Annotated in this window: 18 protein-coding genes, 1 tRNA gene and 1 pseudogene; 13 read left to right on the top strand and 7 right to left on the bottom strand. The window is 62.6% G+C overall.

What is annotated here, in order from left to right; translation table 11 throughout:
• Nucleotides 1-81 precede the first annotated feature (81 nt).
• The 10 genes from OVY48_RS14420 (at nt 82) to OVY48_RS14375 (ending at nt 9,751) form a co-directional block, all read left to right on the top strand.
• Nucleotides 82-447, top strand: a complete 366-nt coding sequence (locus tag OVY48_RS14420) for a PRC-barrel domain-containing protein (protein ID WP_313923330.1) — start codon at nt 82-84, stop codon at nt 445-447.
• A 175-nt stretch (nt 448-622) separates the two neighbouring features.
• Nucleotides 623-811: a YezD family protein gene (locus OVY48_RS14415; protein WP_313923329.1), complete on the top strand. Its 189-nt coding sequence runs from the start codon at nt 623-625 to the stop codon at nt 809-811.
• 117 nt (nt 812-928) lie between these two features.
• On the top strand, nt 929-3,391 hold the full coding sequence (locus tag OVY48_RS14410; protein ID WP_313923328.1) for a TonB-dependent receptor: 2,463 nt from the start codon (nt 929-931) through the stop codon (nt 3,389-3,391).
• A 90-nt stretch (nt 3,392-3,481) separates the two neighbouring features.
• Nucleotides 3,482-4,354: a 3-methyl-2-oxobutanoate hydroxymethyltransferase gene (panB, locus tag OVY48_RS14405; RefSeq protein ID WP_037477487.1), complete on the top strand. Its 873-nt coding sequence runs from the start codon at nt 3,482-3,484 to the stop codon at nt 4,352-4,354.
• A 78-nt stretch (nt 4,355-4,432) separates the two neighbouring features.
• Nucleotides 4,433-5,131, top strand: a complete 699-nt coding sequence (locus tag OVY48_RS14400; RefSeq protein WP_313923327.1) for a tetratricopeptide repeat protein — start codon at nt 4,433-4,435, stop codon at nt 5,129-5,131.
• A 40-nt stretch (nt 5,132-5,171) separates the two neighbouring features.
• Entirely contained in the window at nt 5,172-6,494 is a 1,323-nt protein-coding gene (locus OVY48_RS14395; RefSeq protein ID WP_313924793.1) for a PQQ-binding-like beta-propeller repeat protein, read from the top strand.
• Nucleotides 6,495-6,615: 121 nt separating this feature from the next.
• Nucleotides 6,616-7,983: a ribosome biogenesis GTPase Der gene (gene der / locus OVY48_RS14390; protein WP_037480361.1), complete on the top strand. Its 1,368-nt coding sequence runs from the start codon at nt 6,616-6,618 to the stop codon at nt 7,981-7,983.
• Nucleotides 7,970-8,185 (top strand): sulfurtransferase TusA family protein, encoded by a 216-nt coding sequence (locus OVY48_RS14385; protein ID WP_313923326.1) that lies wholly within the window; start codon nt 7,970-7,972, stop codon nt 8,183-8,185. The genes der and OVY48_RS14385 overlap by 14 nt, the downstream gene beginning before the upstream one ends.
• 72 nt (nt 8,186-8,257) lie before the next feature.
• A complete protein-coding gene (locus tag OVY48_RS14380; protein ID WP_313923325.1) occupies nt 8,258-8,698 on the top strand; it encodes an Hpt domain-containing protein in 441 nt (146 codons plus the stop codon).
• A 45-nt stretch (nt 8,699-8,743) separates the two neighbouring features.
• Nucleotides 8,744-9,751, top strand: a complete 1,008-nt coding sequence (locus tag OVY48_RS14375) for an LLM class flavin-dependent oxidoreductase (protein ID WP_313923324.1) — start codon at nt 8,744-8,746, stop codon at nt 9,749-9,751.
• On the opposite strand, the gene OVY48_RS14370 is transcribed toward OVY48_RS14375, so the two are convergent.
• A complete protein-coding gene (locus OVY48_RS14370) occupies nt 9,746-10,819 on the bottom strand; it encodes an acyltransferase (protein ID WP_313923323.1) in 1,074 nt (357 codons plus the stop codon). The genes OVY48_RS14375 and OVY48_RS14370 overlap by 6 nt on opposite strands.
• A 230-nt stretch (nt 10,820-11,049) precedes the next feature.
• Here OVY48_RS14370 and OVY48_RS14365 point away from each other — a divergent pair, with 230 nt between their 5' ends.
• Nucleotides 11,050-12,705, top strand: coding sequence for a helicase HerA domain-containing protein (locus OVY48_RS14365; RefSeq protein ID WP_313923321.1), 1,656 nt, complete (start codon nt 11,050-11,052; stop codon nt 12,703-12,705).
• Here OVY48_RS14365 and OVY48_RS14360 read toward each other — a convergent pair whose 3' ends face one another.
• The 6 genes and pseudogenes from OVY48_RS14360 to OVY48_RS14335 all read right to left on the bottom strand — a co-directional run bounded on the left by OVY48_RS14360 (nt 12,706) and on the right by OVY48_RS14335 (nt 20,717).
• A complete protein-coding gene (locus OVY48_RS14360; protein ID WP_313924792.1) occupies nt 12,706-14,157 on the bottom strand; it encodes an MATE family efflux transporter in 1,452 nt (483 codons plus the stop codon). It lies immediately after the preceding gene.
• 143 nt (nt 14,158-14,300) lie between these two features.
• Nucleotides 14,301-17,260: pseudogene (locus OVY48_RS14355) on the bottom strand (valine--tRNA ligase).
• 45 nt (nt 17,261-17,305) lie between these two features.
• Nucleotides 17,306-17,986 carry an NnrU family protein gene (locus OVY48_RS14350; RefSeq protein WP_313924791.1) on the bottom strand — a complete coding sequence of 227 codons (681 nt, stop codon included), beginning with the start codon at nt 17,984-17,986 and terminating at the stop codon, nt 17,306-17,308.
• 86 nt (nt 17,987-18,072) lie between these two features.
• Complete coding sequence (locus OVY48_RS14345) at nt 18,073-18,567, bottom strand: DUF2497 domain-containing protein (protein WP_313923320.1); 495 nt, start codon at nt 18,565-18,567, stop codon at nt 18,073-18,075.
• 37 nt (nt 18,568-18,604) lie between these two features.
• Nucleotides 18,605-20,080, bottom strand: a complete 1,476-nt coding sequence (locus OVY48_RS14340; RefSeq protein ID WP_409593287.1) for a TolC family outer membrane protein — start codon at nt 20,078-20,080, stop codon at nt 18,605-18,607.
• A gap of 10 nt (nt 20,081-20,090) precedes the next feature.
• Nucleotides 20,091-20,717, bottom strand: coding sequence for a protein-L-isoaspartate O-methyltransferase family protein (locus OVY48_RS14335; RefSeq protein ID WP_069066049.1), 627 nt, complete (start codon nt 20,715-20,717; stop codon nt 20,091-20,093).
• A 205-nt stretch (nt 20,718-20,922) separates the two neighbouring features.
• Between OVY48_RS14335 and OVY48_RS14330 the strand changes: the two genes are divergently transcribed.
• Nucleotides 20,923-20,996: transfer RNA gene (locus OVY48_RS14330), tRNA-Cys, on the top strand.
• 163 nt (nt 20,997-21,159) lie between these two features.
• A complete protein-coding gene (locus OVY48_RS14325; protein WP_313923317.1) occupies nt 21,160-22,356 on the top strand; it encodes an integrase arm-type DNA-binding domain-containing protein in 1,197 nt (398 codons plus the stop codon).
• Nucleotides 22,357-22,415 lie beyond the last annotated feature (59 nt).

Raw genomic sequence — 22,415 nt, 5'->3', positions numbered from 1 at the left:
ACTCCTCTTGTGTCAGCCATGGAACCCCAGCCCGCCCGCATGGTTGCATCAGTATAGCGACATTATGTGAGGAGAGTGACGATGGCCGAACTGGCTATGCACAATCGCGGCGACCTGATCGCATCGGACCGGGTCGAAGGCACCACGGTCTTCAACAAACAAGGCGAGAAACTCGGCAAGATTTCCAACTTCATGGTCGACAAGAAGAGCGGACAGGTGCGCTATGCCGTCCTGTCGTTCGGCGGCTTTCTGGGCATGGGGGAGGATCATTATCCCCTGCCCTGGTCGATGCTCGACTATGATGTCGCGCAGGGCGGCTATGTAGTGGAACTGGACAAGTCCGTGCTGGACGATGCCCCCCGCTATGCCGATGCACAGCGGCCTGAATATGACGATGGCTATGGCCGCAACGTCTATCAATATTATGGGCTGATCTATCCCTGGTAGGTTCGGCGCGTTCGATGTACTTCGGGAGGCGCATGACCAGGCGGTCATGCTCCTCTTTTCCTATCTGGCGTCGCCCCTCGCTAAGCCGAAAGGCGAGAAGCTCTGATTGTCGGCCTGCTACTTTTCATATTTTGTCTACTTAATGAGTTGAGATAAGAAGGGGCAGGAGGTACAGATGACCGACCAACGACCGTTCGATTTGCACCATGGCCGCGCCGACACGCCGCGCATCGACATCGCTGCCAGCATCGAAAAGGTGCGCGACGTCCTCCAGGATTTGCGCTTCGGCTCGATCACGCTGACCGTGCATGACGCCCGCGTGGTGCAGATCGACGTCACGGAAAAGACCCGCCTCACCGCCTGACAACAGGACCGGGGCATTACAACGGGGCCTTGAAGCCCGACCTATCGGCTATGACCGGACCACCGGAATCGCCGCGATCACACATCCACCGAACAGCCGGACATCAAGGGGATATTTATGATTGCGCGTTTCCTGTTGCTCGCCAGCGTGGCGAGTGCTTCCATCATCGCGCCTGCCGCTTATGCGCAGACGCAAGCCCCCGACGGGGCGCCGGACCAGACCGACGCCGAGGCGCAGCAGGTGCGCGGCGATGTGATCGTCGTCACTGCGCGGCGTCGCCAGGAGACGGCGCAGGAAGTGCCGCTCGCCATCTCGGTCATCCGGGGCGACAGCATCGAGTCCACCGGCAATTTCAATATCGTCAAGCTGCAACAGCTTGCGCCCACGTTGCAGGTCTACACCACCAACCCGCGCAACACGTCGGTCAATATCCGTGGTCTTGGCGTGCCGTTCGGGCTGACCAGCGACGGGTTCGAACAGGGCGTGGGCATCTATGTCGATGACGTCTATAATTCGCGCGTCGCCGCTGCGACGTTCGATTTTCTGGACGTGGCCCAGGTCGAAGTCCTGCGCGGGCCGCAGGGCACGCTGTACGGCAAGAACACCACCGCCGGCGCGATCAACATCACCACCAACCAGCCGACTTTCGACTTCGAGGGGCGCGCCGAACTGACCGTCGGCAATCTCAACTATAAGCAGGCCAAGGCCGCCATATCCGGCCCGCTGTCCGACACGATCGCGGCGCGCATCGCCATCGCCTCGACCAGTCGGCGCGGCACATTGTTCAACACCACTAGCGACCGGTGGATCAACGAGCAGGACAATCTGGGCCTCCGCGGCCAGTTGCTGTTCAAGCCCAATGAAGACCTCAGCATCACCCTGTCGGGCGATTACAGCAAGCAAGACCCAGAAGGGTTCGGCACCGCCTTCGTGCGGGTCGGCCGCACCCAGCGCGCGCTCAACCGACAATATGACGCCCTGGTTGCCGCGATCAACGCCGCCAATCCCGGTCGTACCTATACGCCCAGCCGCAATGTCTATGATCGGCTGACCGATCTCGACTCCAGCTTGAACGCCGGCAACAAGATCGGTGGCGCATCGCTGAAGGTGAATTGGGATCTTGGCGCGGGCAAGTTCACCTCCGTGACCGCCTGGCGGTTCTGGGACTGGAAGCCGGAAAATGATCGCGACTTTACCGGCCTGTCGATCGTGTCCCGATCGCAAAACCCCTCGCAACAGGATCAATATAGCCAGGAATTTCGCTATAGCCAGGAAGGCGAAAAGATCGATTTTGTCGTCGGCCTGTTCGGCTTCAAGCAGCGGATCGACACCCAAGGCACGGAACAGCAAGGTGCCGACGCCACCCGGTGGAGCCTGACCGGTGCGCTGGCCCATGATCCCAGCGTGCTGCAAGGCCTGACCGCCAGCAACACGCAATATCTCAAGAGTGACAGCGCAGCGCTGTTCGGGCAGCTCAGCTGGAAGGTGACCGATGCGCTGACCATCCAGCCGGGCGCACGCATCAACTATGACAAGAAGTCGGGCTTCTACGAGCGTGTGGTGACCAACGGCCAGGGCCAGCTCATCAGCTGCTCCCCGACCCCGGCCACCGGATCAGTGCTGGCCGCGCAATGCGGCGTCTACCAGCCGCAGGTCAGCGCGCCATCGGACAGCGCCTGGAACTTCACCTACGACTTCAACGTGAACTACAAGTTCGCGCGCGATGTTCTCGCCTATGCGACCTATGCCAAGAGCTTCAAGACGCTGGGCATCAACCAGAACGGCTTGCCGCTCAACGCCGACAATAGCGTGAATTACGATGCCGGGACGGTGAAGCCCGAATCGGTCAACCACTATGAAATCGGCCTCAAGACCCAGTTGTGGGATCGCCGGGCGACCTTCAACCTCTCCGCCTTCCGCACCGACATCAGGAATTTTCAGGCGACGGTGAATGGCGGCCAGTTCGGCACGGTGCGCGGCTATCTCGCCAATGCGGGCAAGGTCAGGTCGCAAGGTATCGAAGCCGACTTCAAGATCACGCCGAGCGATCGCTTCAGCGCTTATGCCAACGGTGCCTATACGGATGCGAAGTATAAGAGATTCACCAACGCACCCTGCCCGCCCGAACTGTCGGGCGGTACGCTTCAGCCAGCCAGCGCAACGCCCGATTATTCGCAAGCCGGTGTCCCCGGCGCGCTCAGCCCGCGCCAGTGCGATATTTCGGGGCAGGAACTGCCCGGCGTATCCAAATGGGCTTTCTCCTACGGCGCGGAGGTCAATGCACCGATCACGCTGCTGGCGAAGGAGGGCCAGGTCTATCTCGGCGTCGATGGCAATTATCGGTCGCGCTGGAATTCGAACGCCTCGCCTTCAATCTATACCGAGGTCAAGGGCTATGCGCTCACCAACGTCCGTGCGGGCTTCCGGGGCGAGGGATTCGATGTCTTTGGCTGGGTCCGCAATGCCTTCGACGTCAACTATATCGAAACATTGCAGGTCGCGCCGGGCAATACCGGCTTGATCGCGGGCCAGCCCGGCGATCCGCAAACCTGGGGCGGTACGATCAAATTCTCCTTCTGACAGGCTCCCACCCTGCGGGTGCGATTCCCTGGATCGCACCCGTTTCTTTGCGCATTTGCGGCCCGGCCCAGGGTGGGGTAGAGCGCACCCATGTCCACGACCTTCACGATCGACACGGCGACCAGCCGCGCCACGCCCACCCCGGCCCCCATGAAGCGGCTGACCGTGCCCGCCATCCAGCGGCGCAAGTTCGAGGGCAAGACGACAGAGCCGCTGGTGATGCTGACCGCCTACACCGCGCGCCAGGCGCAGTTGCTCGATCCGCATTGCGACATGCTGCTGGTCGGCGATTCGCTGGGACAGGTCATCTATGGCCTGCCATCCACGCTGGCCGTCACGCTCGACATGATGTGCGCCCATGGCGCCGCCGTCGTGCGCGGCAGCTATCATAGCGTCGTCATCATCGACATGCCCTTTGGCAGCTACGAAGCCTCCCCGCAGCAGGCCTTTGCCAGCGCCAGCCGCATCATGGCGGAAACCGGCGCGGCGGCGGTCAAGCTGGAGGGCGGGCAGGCCATGGCGGAGACGATCAGCTTCCTTGGCCAGCGCGGCATCCCGGTGATGGCGCATATCGGCCTGACCCCGCAAGCGGTCAATGCGCTGGGCGGCTATGGCGCGCGGGGCAAGAGCCAGCAGGAACATGCCAAGATCATGGCCGATGCGCGCGCCGTCGCCGATGCCGGTGCCTTCGCCATGGTGCTGGAGGGGGTGATGGAGGAACTGGCCGTCGCCATCACCGACAGCGTCGATGTGCCGGTGATCGGTATCGGCGCGTCCGCCCATTGCGACGGACAGGTGTTGGTGACGGAGGATATGCTGGGCATGTTCGAGCGCGTCCCCCGGTTCGTAAAGCGATTCGACAATATCGCCCAAAGCATCGACGGCGCCGCCCAGCGTTACGCCGCCGATGTGCGCAGCCGCGCCTTCCCCACCGAAGAACAGGTCTATCGCCCGAAAAAGTGATTTGCCTGTGGCATAAGCGCCGCTATTGGTCGCGCCTTCTGCCCTCACATATTTCTGATCCATGTCCCGGAGAATGCAGTGGCCCTGACGCCGCAAAATAGTGAAGCCTTCATGCGTGAAGTCGACGAAGCCGTCCGGCAGGACCAGCTGACATCCTTCTGGCAGCGCTATGGCCGCGTGCTTCTGGTCGTTCTGGTGCTGGGCCTCGCGGCTTTTGGCGGATGGCTCTATTGGCAGCAGCATCAGCAGAGCCAGTCCCATGCCGTGTCCGAAGAGATGGACGCAGTGCTGACGACAGCTGCTGGTGGCGGAACGCCCGATGCCAAGCAGCTCGACACGCTGACCAAGGCTGACCAACCGGGCTACCGCGCGTCGGCGCAATTGCTCAAGGCGGGCGTGGCCGCGCGCAAGGGCGACGCCAAGAGCGCGATCGCGCTATACGCAGCCATGGCCGCCGACACTGGCCTCGACCAACCCTATCGCGACCTGGCGCTGATCCGCCAGACCGCATTGGAATTTGAGACGCTCAAACCCCAGCAAGTGGTCGATCGCCTCAAGCCGCTCGCGGTCGAGGGTGCGCCCTGGTTTGGCAGCGCAGGCGAACTGGTCGCCATCGCCTATGCCAAGATGGGCAAGACCGATCTGGCAGGCCCCATGTTCGCCGCGCTGGCCAAGGACAGCAATGTGCCGCAGTCGATCCGTTCACGCGCGCGTCAGATGGCAGGCGTCATGGGGATCGACGCGGTAGAAATACCGGCCGAACCGACGGAAGGGTAACGAGCAAATGGGACAGCATAAGATGAAGAGATTTGCGCCCATGGGCCGCGCCCTGACGCTCACCGCCATGATCATGATGGTCGCCGGGTGCGGCATCATCGGCGGCAAGAAGGGCGGACCCAAGACCCCCGTGGTCGGCAATCGCGTATCCATCCTGACCAGCGAACAGGGTGTCGAGGTCGAACCGAGCCTAGCCGACGTGCAGGTCACCCTCCCCGCCCCCGCCGTCAACGAAAACTGGTCGCAGCCAGGCGGTGATCCGTCCAAGGCGATGGGCCATGTCGCGCTGGGCGGCTCTCCGACGCAGCTATGGACCGCGAGCATCGATGGCAGTTCGCCGCAGGCCCGGCTCGCCGCCTCGCCCGTCGTGGCGGGTGGCAAGCTGTTCGTGACGGATGCGGGCGCCCATGTCATTGCGTTCGATGCCGCCAGCGGATCGAAATTGTGGCAGACCAACCTGCCTGCCGAGGGCAAGGGCAATGGCCGGTCGCTGTTCGGCGGCGGCGTCAGCGTCGTCGGCGATCGCGTGTTCGCCAGCACGGGTCTTGGCGACGTGTTTGCGCTCAATGCCACCGATGGCGCAATCATCTGGAAAAAGCATCTGGCCGGGCCGCTGCGCGGCGCGCCGACGCTGGAAAATGGCCATGTCTATGTGATGGGCCAGGATAACCAGATTTTTGCGTTGAACCAGTCCGATGGCGAAACCCAGTGGACCGACAGCGGCACCTTGCAGGTCACCGGCATTTTCGGCGTCGCCGCCCCTGCCGCCGCGCAGGGCACGGTGGTTGCGGGCTATAGCTCTGGCGAAATCAACGCCTATCGCTACGAAAATGGCCGCACGCTCTGGGGCGATGCGCTCTCGCGCACCAGCATTTCCACGGCGGTTGCGACCCTGACTGACATCGACGCCGATCCGGTCATCGACCGTGGCCGTGTCTTCGCGATCGGCCAGGGCGGCCGCATGGCCTCCTATGAACTGACCAGCGGTCAGCGCCTGTGGGAAATCAATATTGCGGGCATCTCCACCCCCTGGGTGGTGGGCGAATGGGTGTTCGCGGTCACGAGCGATGCGCGCCTGCTCTGCGTCGCCCGCGCGACCGGCAAGATCCGTTGGGTCAGCCAGTTGCGCCGCTGGCAGAAGGAAAAGAAGAAGGACAAGGCGATCCGCTGGACTGGCCCGGTGCTGGCAGGTGGCCGCCTGATCGTCGTGTCGACGCGCGGCCAGATGGTCTATGTCGACCCCACAACCGGGACGGTGCAATCGGAAGTGGACATGAAACATTCCATGTCGCTCTCGCCGATCGTCGCCAATAATATACTTTATGTTCTGGCGGATGACGGCAAACTGACGGCGTTCCGCTAAACCCAATATTCGTGCTAAGCATGCTCCTGCGAAGGCCGGAGCCCAGTTCCTCCGCTTTTGGACTGGGTTTCTGCCTTCGCAGGAGCATTGCGTTTTTTAGATAAGAAGGAAACGGGCCTCCATGCTGCCCATCGTAGCCATTGTCGGTCGGCCCAATGTGGGCAAGTCCACCCTGTTCAACCGCCTGATCGGCAAGAAGCTCGCGCTGGTCGACGACCAGCCTGGCGTCACCCGCGACCGGCGGGAGGGCGAGGCGCACCTGCTCGGCCTCGACTTCACCATCGTCGATACCGCCGGTTATGAAGATGAGGACGCCAACAGCCTGCCCGGCCGGATGCGGATGCAGACCGAAGCGGCGGTGGAAAATTGTGACGTCGCCTTGTTCATGATCGACGCGCGCGCGGGCATCACCCCGCTGGACGAAGAAATCGCCCGTTGGCTGCGCGCCAATGATGCGCCGGTCATCCTGGTCGCCAACAAGGCGGAGGGCAAAGCCGCCGATGATGGCGTGATGGAATCCTTCAGCCTGGGACTTGGCGAACCTGTCCCCTTTTCGGCCGAACATGGCCAGGGCATGGCCGACCTGTTCCAGGCGTTGCTGCCCCATGTCGAGCGCGAAGGCGACGAACCGTTCGAGCGGGAATTTTACGAGGATGACGAGAGCGCGCCGCTCAAGCTCGCCATCGTCGGCCGCCCCAATGCGGGCAAGTCCACGCTGATCAACCGCCTGCTGGGCGAAAATCGCCTGCTGACCGGGCCGGAAGCAGGCATCACCCGCGACAGCATCGCCGTGGACTGGATGTGGACCAGCCGGGAGGGCGTGGAGCGCCCCGTCCGCCTGATCGACACGGCGGGGATGCGCAAACATGCCAAGGTGCAGGACAAGCTGGAAAAGCTGGCCGTGACCGACGGTCTGAACGCTGTGAACTTTGCCGAAGTCGTGGTGCTGCTGCTCGATTCGACCCGTGGCCTGGAGGCGCAGGATCTGCGCATCGCCGACAAGGTGCTGGAGGAAGGGCGCGCGCTCGTCGTCGCGCTCAACAAATGGGATACGGTCGAACATGGTTCGGCCTTGTATCAGGGCATCAAGAAAGCGCTGGACGACGGGCTGGCGCAGGTGCGCGGCGTGCCCATCATGACCGTGTCGGCTGCCACCGGCAAGGGCCTGGACGACCTGATCCACGTCGCATTCGAAACGCGCACCGCCTGGTCGCAGCGCGTGTCGACCGGCGTGCTCAACCGCTGGTTCGAAACCGCGCTGGAGGCCAATCCCCCGCCGGCACCGGGCGGCAAGCGGATCAAGCTGCGCTACATCACCCAGAACAAGACCCGCCCGCCGACCTTTGTGCTGTTTGGCACGCGGCTGGATGATCTGCCCGAAAGCTATCGCCGCTATCTGGTGAACGGCATAAGGCGGGAACTCGGCTTTGGCGCGGTGCCGGTGCGGTTGACGCTGCGGAGCGCCAAGAATCCCTATGCCACCAAATGAGCCGGTGTCGGTCAACGTGCGCGGCATGAAATGCCCCTGGCCCGTGCTGCGCGCAGCACGGGCCATGCGCGGGGCCGATGCGGTGCTGGTGGAGGCCGATGATCCGATGGCGCCTGCCGAACTCGCGGCGCTGGCAACGGCGCAAGGCTGGGCGTTCGAGGCGCTGAGCGACCATCGCTTTTCACTGCGCCGCCCAGGCTGATCATCATCCCGCTTTAACCGCCTGTTTACGCAGCCTGCCTATTTCCAGACGGTAGCCAAAGGAGCGGTGCGCGTGCCCCATCAAGAGACCGATCTGGTCAACTGGACCGAATTTACCCGGACCCGGCATGAGCTGGGTGCCGCATTTCCGCGCATATTGGGCTATTTTCGCGAAGATGGCGTGAAGTCGATCCAGGCAATCGAGCAGGCATTCCGCGCGCGCAACGCCGTCGCACTGGTCACGCCCGCGCACACGCTCAAGGGGGAATCGGCGCAGTTCGGTGCCTATCGCTTGAGCGCCATGGCCGAAGAGATTGAAATGGTCGCCCGCCGCTGCGTCGAAAACCGTGAACAGCCCGACGAACTGATCGAAACGGTCGTAGCGTTACGCCCCTGCTTCACCGAAACATTGGCGCTGCTGGATCGCGACGCCAACCCGCTGGTCGCGCGCCGTCCCGTGACGTTCGGTCGCCGTACCGAAACGCCGGCCCAGGGCTTTGGCCGCGCCATCTGAATTTACGTATTGAAATAAAACCCATCATGCCCCCATATGGAGAGCATGACACGCTTTTCCCTGCTCGATCTCGTCCCCGTCCGCGAAGGCGACAGCATTGCTACCGCGCTCGCCAATACAGCTGACCTCGCCGCCCATGCCGAAAGGCTGGGCTATCAACGTTTCTGGGTCGCCGAACATCATGGCATGGCGGGCATCGCATCGGCCGCGACGTCTGTGGTGCTGGCACATATCGGTCAGGCGACATCGACGATCCGTATTGGCGCGGGCGGCATCATGCTGCCCAATCATGCGCCCCTGCTGATCGCCGAACAGTTCGGCACGCTCGACGCGCTCTTCCCCGGCCGGGTTGATCTGGGGCTGGGTCGTGCACCGGGGTCGGACCAGCGAGTGGCACAGGCGATCCGCCGCACGCTTGTCGGTGGCGCTGATAATTTCCCGCGCGATGTGATGGAAATACAGGCCTATTTCGCTGCCGACGATCGGCTGGGTATTCAGGCGACACCGGGCGCAGGCGCGAACGTGCCGCTGTGGATTCTGGGCTCCAGCCTCTATGGCGCGCAACTCGCTGCGGCGCTGGGCCTCCCCTACGCCTTCGCCTCGCATTTCGCGCCCGCTGCACTGGATGAAGCGATTGAAATTTATCGCCGCGATTTCCGCCCCTCGGCCCAGCTGAAGGAGCCTTATGTAATGGCGGGCTATAATGTCTTCGCCGCCGACAGCATGGCTGACGCGCAATTGCTCGCCAGTTCGATGCAGCAGGCGTTCGTGCGGCTGCGCACGGGCCAGCCGGGCAAGCTTCAGCCCCCCGTGGCGGATTATTACGACATGCTGCCGCCTCAGGCGCAGGCGATTCTGGCAGATGTGCTGAGCGCATCGAGCATCGGCACGCAAGCCGATATCGAGCGTGACCTGGGTGCCTTCCTGCGCCGCACGCGCGCGGACGAACTGATCCTGACCGGGCAGATTTTCGATACCGCAGCCCGCAAGCGCAGCTTCGCCATCGCCATGGCGGCAGCGCAGGCGATCACCGCGCCCGAACTCGCGCTATAAGCGGCCGCCGCTGAGCAAGGCGGCGGCGCGCGGCGCGACCCGGCGGAGTATCCTGCCCAGCGCCACCACTGCGACCAGCACCAAGAGCGGCTGAAGGATCAGGTAGAGCGGATAAAGCGGCGATCCCAGCGGGCCAGTCAGCTTGCCCAATAATGGTCCGCCGAGCCAGATCAGGATCAGGTGCGCGCAAAAGAGCAGGAAGACGAACGGTTCGATCCGCAGCAGCGTTGCGCGCGCCCTGCTGCGCGCCAGTGCCCAGGCAATACGCCAGAAGGCAACCACGGCGCTCAAGCGAACGGCCAAATCCAACGTCCGCTGCGCCAGCACCGCCTCGCCATCGCCGACCATGATCGCACGATACAGCTGCGCTCCCATCAGCAGCGCGAAGGGCAACAGCGCCAACAACAAGGGCAAGCGAATGATCCGCCCCTCCCACGCGCCGCGCCGTGCCACTATGCCAAGTGTGAAGAAGAACAGGATCGACGCGCGCATCAGCACGGGTGGCCCCAATCCGGTGACGTGGCAGGCCGCCGCAACCAGCGCGATGATCCCTAATGCCCAGCCCGGCGCCCGCACCAGCAGCGGCGCGGCGACCATGCACAGGAACAGGTCGCTCAAAAATCCCATCTGGACATTGATGTCGGGATTGTGGGTGAGGACCAGCATTTCATCCACCGTCCACCAGAGCGACTGGGGCACGGGTGCGGAAAGGCCGAGCGTCAGCGCGGCGCTCGATACCAGCAGGATAGCAATGCCATTCCACAGGATCATGGGCAGCAGGATCGTCCGCGCCTTGCGCCGGACATGCCCGCTCCAGTTGCGCGTACCGCTCGACCCCGCCACCAGCCAGCCCGATATCAGGCCCAGCAACGGCACCGCGCTACGCCCGAATAATTCCATCAACAGCCAGCGCAGATTTTCCTGCGCCGTTCCGCGCAAGGCATCGAGCGCTTCCCCGTTCAAGCCGGTCCAGGCATGGACATAGACCACGCCGAGGATGCAGATGACACGGGCTATGGCAATCGCGTCGGAGCGTCGCGCTCCATGGTCCGGTATCGTTTCGGGCACGAAAATATCCTGTAGTGGCGCAGGCTCAATTCCCCAAAGCCTGTCCTGTTCCCCGGCCCCGATCCGATCCGATCCGTTTCGGACCAACCGCTACCTTTTGGTAAGAAGCCATGCCCCAAATTGTCCGATCAAGCGATGATCGACCCATGCATAAGCTAATCTTTACCTTCGCCGCCTAGACGTCATGTGTTTGCCGGAAGTCTTTCCGGGCCAAGGGACGACAAAGGCTCATGACCCATATGCCGGGTGCGCATCACTTCACGCCGACAGCGACGCCCGCGTCCCTGGCCATGGCACAATCTATGGGCATGGTGTTCCAGATCGCCGGGTCCAGTTCCAAGATTCTGATCGATCCGCAACGGCTCGCCCTATTGGGGCAGGACATGGACCCCTGCACCGCCATGGCGGGCCAGGTCGGCAGCCAGGTCAAGATGCGCGTCGGCACGGTGTGGCTGGTTGCCAGCGTCCGCGCCATGATGCTGGACCAGGCGAGCCAGAGCATCGTCGCCGACATCGACTTTCTGGGCGAAGGTGATGAGGAGAAACTGACTGGTCGCATCTTTCACTTCCGGCGCGGCGTCACCCGCTATCCAACGCCCGGCACCGAGATTTTCCCGGTGTCGAGCAAGGATATGCAGCAGATCTACGCCGCCGATGACCGGCCGCATGTCCAGATCGGCACCGTCTATCCCACCACCGACACGCGCGCCGCGCTCTATGTCGATCAGATGCTGGGCAAGCATTTCGCGTTGCTTGGCTCCACCGGCACCGGCAAATCGACCAGTGCCGCGCTGATTCTGCACCGTATCTGCGACCTATCGCCGCAGGGGCATATCGTGATGATCGACCCCCATGGCGAATATGGCGCGGCCTTCAGCAGCAATGGCGCGGTGTTCGACATCAGCAATCTGGCGCTGCCCTATTGGCTGATGAATTTCGAGGAACATTGCGAGGTGTTTGTCACTTCTTCCGGCTCCGAACGCACGGTGGATTGCGACATTCTGGCCAAATGCCTGCTCGCGGCGCGCATGAAGAACAGGCTTGCCGAACAGATTGGTCGCCTGACCGTCGATTCGCCGATCCCCTATCTACTCTCGGACCTCACCAATATTCTCCAGAATGAAATGGGCAAGCTCGACAAGGGCACCGGGTCGCTACCCTATATGCGGATCAAGACCAAGATCGACGAGATCAAGGCCGACCCGCGCTACAGCTTCATGTTCTCCGGCATGCTGGTCGCTGACACGATGCAGGACTTCATCGCGAAGATTTTTCGCCTGCCATCGGACGGCAAGCCGATTTCGATCATCGACGTGTCCGCCATGCCGTCGGACATCACCTCGACCGTCGTGTCGGTACTGTCGCGGCTGGTGTTCGACTATGCCATCTGGGCGCGCGACGAACCGCAACGGCCAATCCTGCTCGTCTGCGAAGAAGCGCATCGCTACATCCCCAATTCGACCAGCGGCAACGGCCAGGCGGTGCGCAAGATATTGGAGCGGATCGCCAAGGAAGGCCGTAAATATGGCGTTTCGCTGGGCCTCATCACCCAGCGTCCGTCGGATCTGGCCGAAGGCGTGCTGTCGCAATGCGGTACGATCATCGCGATGCGCCTGAACAACGACCGCGATCAGGCCTTCGTCAAGGCCGCCATGCCCGAAGGGGCGCGCGGCTTCCTCGATTCGATCCCCGCGCTGCGCAACCGCGAAGCGATCATCTGCGGCGAAGGCGTCGCAGTGCCGATCCGCGTCGCGCTCGACAATCTGGAAGAACATCGCCGCCCCGCGTCCGGCGACCCAAGCTTTACCGAGCTTTGGCGGCAGTCGGGCGATGAGCAGGCTATCCTCGACCGCACCATCACCCGCTGGCGCAACCAGGGGCGCTAATCACCCAGTCGGCGCAATCCGTCCGGCGGGTTCGGCGTCGCTGTTCACACTCTCCCGACATTCTTCTTCATGCACCGGCACCAGCAGCTTGGCCTTGCGCCAGTCGCCCTGGGCATAGACCAGATAGGCGAGCAGCAGCGAGACGAACGATCCCGCCGGAAAACTGAACCACAACGCATCGGCACCGATCCGGGGATAAGCGAGATAATAGAAACCGATCCGCACCGCGAACAGGGTGAAGATCAGGATGATCAGCGGTTTTATCACCACGCCATTGGCGCGCATCACGCCGAACAGGATCATGGTGCAGCCAAAAGCGATGAAGCTCCAGCTCACCCGCAACTGCATATGCCACGCTTCCGCGATCACGGCGTCATTGTCGCCCAAAAACAGGCCCAGCAACGCTTCGTGGAAGGTCAGCATCACCGCGACCATGGTGCCGGTGATCAGCAACTGATAGCCGATGCCATAGCCGGTAATGCGGCTGATCCGGTCCCACCGCCCCGCGCCGATATTCTGCGCCGCCATGGCGCTGACCGCGCCGCCCATCGCCATCGCCGGCATCTGGAGATAGGTCCATAGCTGCTGCGACGCGCCATAGGCCGCCGTCACCAGCAGTCCCTCACGGTTGACGAGGCCGATCATCACCAGCCCCGACGCCGACATGACGATCATTTGGAGGCCCATTGGCAGCCCCTTGCCTAGCAGCACGCGCATCTGTTCGGCCGCCGGGCGCAGATAGGCCAGCTCCAATCCGCGTAGCCGCAACGGCAGATCTTTGGCATAGGTATAGGCGATGATCCCGATCAGGCTGACGAAACCGGCCACAGCGGTCGCCGTCGCCGACCCCGCAATCCCCATGGCCGGGAACGGTCCCAGCCCCAGGATCAGCACAGGGTTCAATATCAGGTCCACCGCCACGCTGACGATCATGAAGATGAGCGGCGTGCGCGCATCGCCGACGCCGCGCAGGCCCATCATGATCATGACGGACAAGAGGGTTGCGGGCATGGCGATGAAGATGACGCGCAGATAGACGAGCGCCATGGCATAGGCTTCGACCGGGGTCGAAAGCAGCCGCAGCAGCGCGGGCGCACCCACCCAGCCGAGGGTCGATACGACAAGCGCCAGGCCCATGCAGAAGCCCACAGCCGACCCAAAGGCGCGACGCGCCGCGTCTAAGTCGCGCCGGCCCATGGCTTGGCCGATCATCACCGTGGACGCCATGCCGAAGCCGAAGACGACCGAGAACATGAGGAACATGATGATATTGGCATTGGCCGTCGCCGCCAGCGCCTCCGGCCCCAGAAAACGCCCGACCCAGATGGCGTTGATCGATCCATTGAGCGACTGGAGGATGTTCGACGCCAATGTGGGCATGGCGAACAACATCAGCGTGGACGCGATCGGCCCTTGCGTCAGGTCTTTTGCGCCCGTCTTGCCTGCCGCCATGCTCATTCCTCAATCCCACCAACGCCTTGGAGAAGATTCCCGTCCCCCCGTTCGCCCTGAGCCTGTCGAAGGGTCTTTCTTCTTCAAAGAAAGGGGTTTCGACAAGCTCAGCCCGAACGGATTTCAATAGGCGTGCCCCAATCTCACCCCAACCGGTCGAGCGCCGCCTGCAACCGTTCCGCCTCGGCACTCTTTTCGCCATGGTCCTCACGCGCCTTGGCGACCGCTTCGGGCTTGGCCTTCTCTACGAAACTGGGGTTGGACAGGCGCCCGCCCAGTGCATCGCGCTCCTTCTGCGCTGCAGCCAGCGCCTTGGCGAGCCGCGCTTTTTCCGCCGCGATGTCGATCACGCCTTCCAGCGGCAGGATGAAGGTCGCTTCATCCACCACGATCTGCGCGGCGCCGCCGGTCGGCGCTTCGCCAAAGGTCAGGCTCTCGATCCGACCCAGCCGTGCGAGCGCTGCGCCCTGCCGATCGAGGCGGCGATGCGTCTCCTCCGACCCGTCGCTCACCACCATCGGCAGCTTTGCGCCCGGCGGCACGTTGAGTTCGGTTCGCGCGGTACGAATGGCGCTCACCAGCCGGATCAGCCAGTCGATCTCCGCCTGTGCTTCACTGTCCACCGCGGCCAGCGCCTGCGGCCATTGCGCAACGATCAGTTCGTTCGCGCGCGCGCCGGTCAGGTGCCATAACTCTTCGGTGATGAAGGGCATGAAGGGGTGCAACATCACCAATATCTGATCGAACGCCCAGCCCGCGACCGCGCGCGTCTCATCGTCCATCGCACTCTTGGTCAGCTCGATATACCAGTCGCAAAACTGGTCCCAGACGAAATGATAGATGGCGTTGGCCGCCGCATCGAAACGCAGGTCGGCAAGCGCGCTGTCGATCGCCTGCACGGTCGCGACCGTCTCGGCGATGATCCAGCGGTTGACCGGCAGTTGTGCGGCGGAAGCCTCATGGCTGGTCGAGGCCGTCACGCCGTTCGACTGCAGGAAGCGTGCGGCGTTCCACAGCTTGGTCGCGAAGTTGCGATAGCCCTCGACCCGCTTCTCATCCATCTTCACGTCGCGGCCCTGGCTCTCCATCGCCGCCATGAAGAAGCGCAGCGCATCGGCCCCGAATTTGTCGATCAGGCCGAGCGGATCGACCACATTGCCCTTGGACTTGGACATTTTCTGCCCGTCCGCCGCCCGGACGAGGCCGTGGAGATAGAGTTTGCGCCATGGCACGTCACCCATGAACTCCATGCCCTGCATCGCCATCCGCGCGTCCCAGAAGAACAGGATGTCGAAACCGGAAATGAGGAGGTCGTTGGGGTAGTGGCGGGATACGAGTGATTGGCTCCCCTCCCCTTTGGGGGGAGGGGCTGGGGTGGGGCGTGCCCCAAATCCTGTGCCTGGTCGATGGCCCCACCCCACCCCTCCCCCTGAAAGGGGAGGGGCTTTTCTGTTGCGCCCTCAGGCCAACCCAGCGTCCCGAACGGCCACAGCGCCGAGGAGAACCAGGTGTCGAGGACGTCGGGGTCGCGAACAAGAGCTATAGTCGTCCCATCGCTAATTTGAGCGGCTTCAGCCCGATCATTGGCGAAAATAATGTTAGGGTTGGGCAGCTTTTCGCTGCGATAAAACTCCTTCGCTTGACTGAAGACATCTTGCTCAGTTTCACCAACGAAGGCTTGCTGATCTTCAAGCTGATTACGGTTTGAATCAAAGTGTTCATCGTTCGGATAAAAATGGTAGCGAACGCCATCCTTTTCCCAAATTGGCGGCCCAAACCAAGCCGGAATCCGATGCCCCCACCAAAGCTGGCGACTCACGCACCAGGGCTGGATATTCTCCATCCAGTTGAAAAACGTCTTTTCCCACGTCTTGGGGACGATCTCGATCCGCCCGTCGCGCACCGCCTGCATCGGCGCGACCGCCAGTTTAGCCGCATCGACATACCATTGGTCGGTCAGCCACGGTTCGATCACAACACCGGAGCGGTCCCCGAAAGGCGTCTGGATCACGCGCGGCTCGGAGTCGGCGGCGACTTCCTCGCCTTCCTTGTTCCTGGTGACATGCGGCACCAAGAAATCTGGCTTCATCGCCTCGACCACTGCCTTGCGCGCCTCGAACCGATCCAGCCCTAGAAACGCCTCCGGCACCAGCCCGTCAGCGGTCTGCACCACCTTCGCATCGGCATCGAACATGTTGAGCATCTGGCCCGCTGCGATCCCTGCGCGCTTGCCGACCTCGAAGTCATTGAAATCATGCCCCGGCGTGATCTTGACCGCGCCGGACCCCAGTTCCGGATCGGCATAATCGTCGCCCACGATCCGCAAGCGCCGCCCGGTGATCGGCTGCAAAATCTCCTTGCCGATCACGCTCTGATAGCGCGGATCGTCGGGATGGACCGCGACCGCCATGTCGGCCAGCATCGTTTCGGGCCGCGTCGTCGCGACGACGATATGGTCCGCCCCGTCGGCCAGACGAACGCCATCGGCCAGCGGATATTTGAACCGCCAGAAGCCGCCCTGCGTCTCCTTCGTCTCCACCTCCAGATCGGAAATGGCCGACCGGAAATGCGGGTCCCAGTTCACCAGTCGCTTGTCGCGATAGAGCAGGCCGCGCTGGTGCAGTTCCACGAACACCTTGACCACGGCCTTGCTGAAATGCGGATCCATGGTGAATTGTTCGCGGCTCCAGTCCATCGAACAGCCCAGCCGGCGCAGCTGGCCGGTAATCGTGCCGCCGCTTTCCTGCTTCCAGTCCCAGACCTTGGCGATGAATTCGTCGCGGCTATAATCGGTGCGCTTCTCGCCCTTCGCATTCATCTGCCGCTCGACCACCATCTGCGTCGCGATGCCTGCATGGTCGGTGCCGACCACCCACAAAGCATCCTTGCCGCGCAGCCGCTCGTAGCGGATCATGATGTCCTGCAACGTATTGTCGAGCGCATGGCCGATATGCAGGCTGCCGGTTACGTTCGGCGGCGGATTGACGATGGTATAGGGCTGCGCGTCCGGCCGTTCGGGGCGGAACAGGCCTTTTTCCTCCCAATGGGCGTACCAGCGGGTTTCGATTGCGGCGGGGTCGAATGTTTTGGGCAGTTCGGTCATGGCACGGGCCTTAATGCGCCTTGCCGCCCCATTCCAGCCGAAAGATCAGCCCAACCAGCGCCATATGCCCGCAGGCCAGCCCGCCAGCGGCATATGCGCCCAGGTCGCCGCCAACCAGACGACCAGCCCGCCCGCCAGCGCATGCATCCCGAACCGTCCGAACCGCGCGCGCCCAGCCAGGATCGCGGCAAAGGGCCAATAGCTTGTCCGCGATTCCCAATGCTGCCAGGCCGCAGGGGTCAGCACTTTCTTCTTGCGGTCCTGCAAGGCGGCGCCGACCAGCGCCAGGAGGATGATCGCCGCCGATACGATGATATTCGCTGCCACGGGATAAACCAAGATATGCGCCAGTCCCCACATCGCGAAAGCCCACATCATCGGATGACGGGTGATGGCGAACACGCCCTTCGCCTCCGCCGGGACCATGATCGGCCCGTCCGGGTTGGGCATGGCTGGATTGCCAACCAATGACCCCAGCAGCAGGATCGAGGCGACAAGCATGATGAGGGTCGCGATCACCCACAATCCATCGCCGACCGGCCACAGCAACGGCGTGACCGGCGCAGCGCGATAGGCGACGATCATCCAGATCAACGTAACCGCCGCAACCAGCGAATAGACGCCAAGAAAGCCCTTCTCCCCAAGGCGCGCCACCAGTGGCGCACGCAAGGGATGAGACAATATGAAATGCGTACCGACAAAGGCCGTCGCCGCGATCAGGACCATCATGCTGCCATCCCCCCAGCCATCAGAACCGGGTTAGATATAGCATGATAAAAGGAATTGCGTCAGCGGTTTGCGCTAGGACAGGATCAGCGCGCGGTAATCCGCGCAATCTCCTTGGCCACCATCTCTTCGACCAAGGCCGGCAGCCGGGCGTCCAGCCATTCCTTGAGCATGGGCTTGAGCAGCGAGCGCACCAGCCCGTCGAGCGTATTGTCCCCACCATCCTGCGGCGCGACCAGCATTGAGGACAAAGCGGAGAGCGAGTGGCGCGCGGCCACTTCGCTTTCGACCGACAATATCGTCTCAGCGCTCGGGGTGGCAGCCGCAGTGGTTGGCTTGGTGGGCTTAGGCGACGCGGCTTTGGGGGCAGGCATGGCGTCCTCTACACCGACCTCTTCGGTCAGTTCCAATATTTCATCACTGTCCAGATCGACGGGCGCAGGCGCTGCGACCGGGCGCACCGAATCGGCGCGAACCCGGCGGGGAGCAGCCTGCGCCGCTTCCTCGCCTTCCTCGGCGATGATCCGCTTGATGGACGAGAGTATCTCTTCCATCGAGGGTTCTTTGCTCATATCGCCCATGTCGCCCCCAATTTGTCCGGCCGCCGACCGCAGCCGATCAGGGCCGCTGTGCCGTTTCGGGATTCACATTGGCGTTTTGTGGCACGCTGTCAACGGTGCGTGTCGCGGCGGGCGTAGGCGTAATGCCATAGTCCCAATCGAACCATTTGCCCTTCACCCGGTCATAATTGACCATCGGGTCGTAGAGCGCGCCCCCTTCCAGACCCAGATCATCCGCTTCGGCATGGCCCATGGCTGCCAGCAGGCTGAACCCTGCGACATAGGCATTGCGCCGCGCCGTCACGAGTTGGACACGAGCGTTAAGCGCTTCCTGTTCGGCATCGAGGATGTCGAGAATGGTGCGGCTGCCGACCGAATTTTCCGCGCGCACGCCTTCCAGCGACAGGCTCGATGCATCGACGGCCTTCTGGCTCGATTCGATCGTTTGGAGCGACGCCTGCCAGCTGGCATAGGCAGCGCGGGTCTGGGAGATCACGCTGCGCTCCGTCTCGATCTCCTGCTCCATCGTCTGCGACAGTTGCGCTTGCCGCTGTCGCACCTGCGCCGCCACTCGGCCCCCCTGATAGAGCGGAATGCTTAGCTGCACCCCGGCCTGCGCCTGCTTGTTGATCTGCGACCCACCGCCGACCGTGCCATTTTCCAGCGTATCGAGATAGTTGGTGTAGCCCGCCTGGGTGAAGGCCGATAGCGTCGGCAGATTGCCGGCCTTGGCCACCTTCACATCATAACGGGCCGCGTCGCGGGATTTTTCCGCCGCGATGATGTCGGGATTGTCGGCCAGCGCGACCTGCACCGCCGTCTGCGGCGTGGCAGGCAGGCCGGGCAGCGCCGGGGGCGGTGCCAGATCGTCCGGCGCGCTGCCGACCAGCGCGATATAATTTTCCCGGCTGGTGATGAGATTGGCCTGCGCCGTCTGCAAATCCGATTGCGCCAGCGCGAGGCGCGATTGTGACTGCGCCACGTCGGTGCGGGTCAGGTCGCCAACTTCGAAGCGGTCATTGGTCGCTTGAAGATTGACCTCCAGCACGCGCACATTGGCAAGGTTCAGCGACACGATCGCGCTATCGCGGATCACATCCATATAGGCGGCGACGACCTGCGAAAAAATGCTCGCCTCGGTGCCGCGCAGGTTCGCCTGCCCTGCTTCGACCCGGACCTTCGCCGCCTTGACGCCGTTGCGCACGGCACCCCCGGCATAGAGCGGCACGTTGAGCTGTGCCTGTGCATTCACCGTCCGCTGGGGCGAGGTGAAACTGATGGTGGGCTTGAGGATGCTTTCGGAATAGCTGCCGGTCACTTCGGCACCGGGACGCCCCGCCGCCTTTTGAATCGGCACATTCTCATCCGTCGCCCGCTGCCCGGCGCGCGCACCGGTCAGCGTGGGATTCGAGGCATAGGCCTTGGCCAGCGCACCCTGCAGGGTTTCGGCCATGGCCTGCCCCGACAGGCTGGTGGACAATAACAGCAAGGCTGTAGCGGTGACCCGCCCAAATGATGGTCGCTTTGCTGTCATGATCCCTGTCTCAAAAAACAAACTGTTCCGGCGTGGCAAAACCCGGCAGCACCACCATTTCCAGGTCGGCGATGCTGGACAGCCCCAGCACGCCGCCGACCACGCGGCCGCTGCACAAGCGCGTCACGCCACGCTCGACCAGGCCGGTCACCACCCGTCCGCCATCGACAAGCTGCTGAACGAGCGTCGCGGGCACTTCCTCTACCGCGCCATCTATGACCAGAAGGTCATAGGGTGCGCCATCGACCGCCCCGGCACTCAGCGGCCCGCGCGTAACCGCAGCGCCAACGCTCTCAGGCCCACCCTCTTCCTCGACCGCAACCACCTGCGCGCCCATTTCGGCCAGCAGCGCGGCGCAATAGCCGGTCGCCGCCCCGATCAGCAGCACCTTGTCACCCGGCACGACCTGCGCCTCGGTTAATAAGCGGCCGGTGGCCAGCGGCGGGTTGATCGCCCGCCCGCCGTCCAGCGGAATAGCGCGGTCGATATAGGTCATGGCGCGGCGATGCGCGGGCACATAGTCCTCGCGCGGCACCTTCGCCATCGCCGCAATCACGCGCGGGTCGTTGACGTCGCTGGTGCGCAGCTGGCTTTCGACCATGGCGGCCCGCATCGAAGAATGTTTCTGCTCGGTCACGATAGTTTCTCGCTTGGTCCAGTGGGCTTGGCACAACTGTATTGGCAATGCAATACAGTAAGGGGATCAACGGACCTCTAAATCAGCGCAGCCCCCGCGCCAAGCGGCTTTACATGACGGCATGCGAGATTCTTAGGGCGGGCCGCTGCCCTTCCGCTTGACTTTGCCGCCAAAGCCGCACATTTGCGGCCACCCACTTGACTGAGGCCCGATGGCGGAGTGGTTACGCAGAGGACTGCAAATCCTTGCACGCCGGTTCGATTCCGGCTCGGGCCTCCAAAATCCTGTCTGGCGACGTCTGCCAGCAGTTGAAAAATCCCTGATTTCCGGTAGTTTATGGGCATTCGCTGATTGTCAGTGGATGCCCTTGTTTGCCTGCAATTGCGGATGATGGGGGCCTAATTTGGGGGCCTCAAAGGCCCCAGCAGAATCGAGGCCCCCAATGGTGCTAACCGATACCGCTATCCGCAATGCCAAGCCCGCAGATAAGCCTTACAAGGTTACTGACTCCCAAGGTTTGTATCTGCTCGTCAATCCAAGAGGCAGCAAGCTGTGGCGAATCAAATACCGGATCGACGGCGTAGAACGGAAATTGTCGCTCGGGGCGTATCCCGAGATTACCTTGGCCGAGGCGCGCGCTGCCAGGGATGCCGCCCGTAGGCAGCTGGCTCATGCGATCGATCCCAACGTAGCCAAACGACAAGCCCGCATTGAGGCGAGCATTCGGGCCAGCAACAGCTTCGCTAGCGTGGCCGAGGAATTGATAGAGAAGAAAGCGCGCGAGGGGTTGGCTGAGCCAACGCTGGAGAAGATGCGCTGGTTTGTAAAACTGATGGGAGCAGACTTCGGAAAGCGGCCTGTCGCCGATATCACGCCTCAAGAACTTCTTCATGAACTGCAGAAGCATGAACGGCGGGGCCGCTTGGAAACCGCCAATCTCCTGCGCGCCTTTGCCAGCCGTGTTTTCCGCTTTGCAGTTGCAACGGCCCGTGCAGAACGTGATCCGGCGCAACTTCTGATCGGCGCATTGACCACGCCGCGGGTCAAACACTTCGCCGCTATCATCGATCCGGACGAGTTCGGCGCTCTCCTGCGCGCTATCGAAGATTATCAGGGTGACCCCGCCGTCATTTATGCTTTGAAACTGACACCCCATGTCTTCCAGCGTCCGGGCGAACTGCGGCAAATGGAATGGGCTGAGGTCAATTTCGACAAAGCTGTCTGGACGATCCCGGTAACAAAGATGAAAATGCGCCAGCCCCATTCGGTGCCTCTGTCTCGGCAGGCTCTCGCGATACTGCAAGCCATGCGATCCTTATCCGGCTCCGGGCGCTATGTGTTCCCTTCGATCCGCACCCGAGCAAGACCGATCAGCGAAAACACCATCAACGCGGCATTGCGGCGCATGGGCTATTCCAAAGAGCAAATGACGGCCCACGGCTTCCGCACGTCCGCATCATCGCTGTTGAACGAATCCGGCAAATGGAACCCGGATGCCATCGAGCGCGCACTGGCACATATGGTGGCCGGGTCCGTACGTCGCATATATAACCAGTCCGCCTATTGGGCCGAACGTGTTGAAATGGCGCAGTGGTGGAGCGACTATATGGATGAACTGCGAAAGGGCGGAAACAGATGACAGGCCCGCCCTGCCCTACTCTACCGCGGGCAATTTTTCAGCAAGAGCCGTGTAGCGCT

The organism is Sphingobium sp. SA2, assembly GCF_032227065.1.
Classification (GTDB): Bacteria; Pseudomonadota; Alphaproteobacteria; order Sphingomonadales; family Sphingomonadaceae; genus Sphingobium.
Note: the sequence above shows the minus strand (reverse complement) of the source record. Positions and strands in the feature narration are given on the sequence as shown.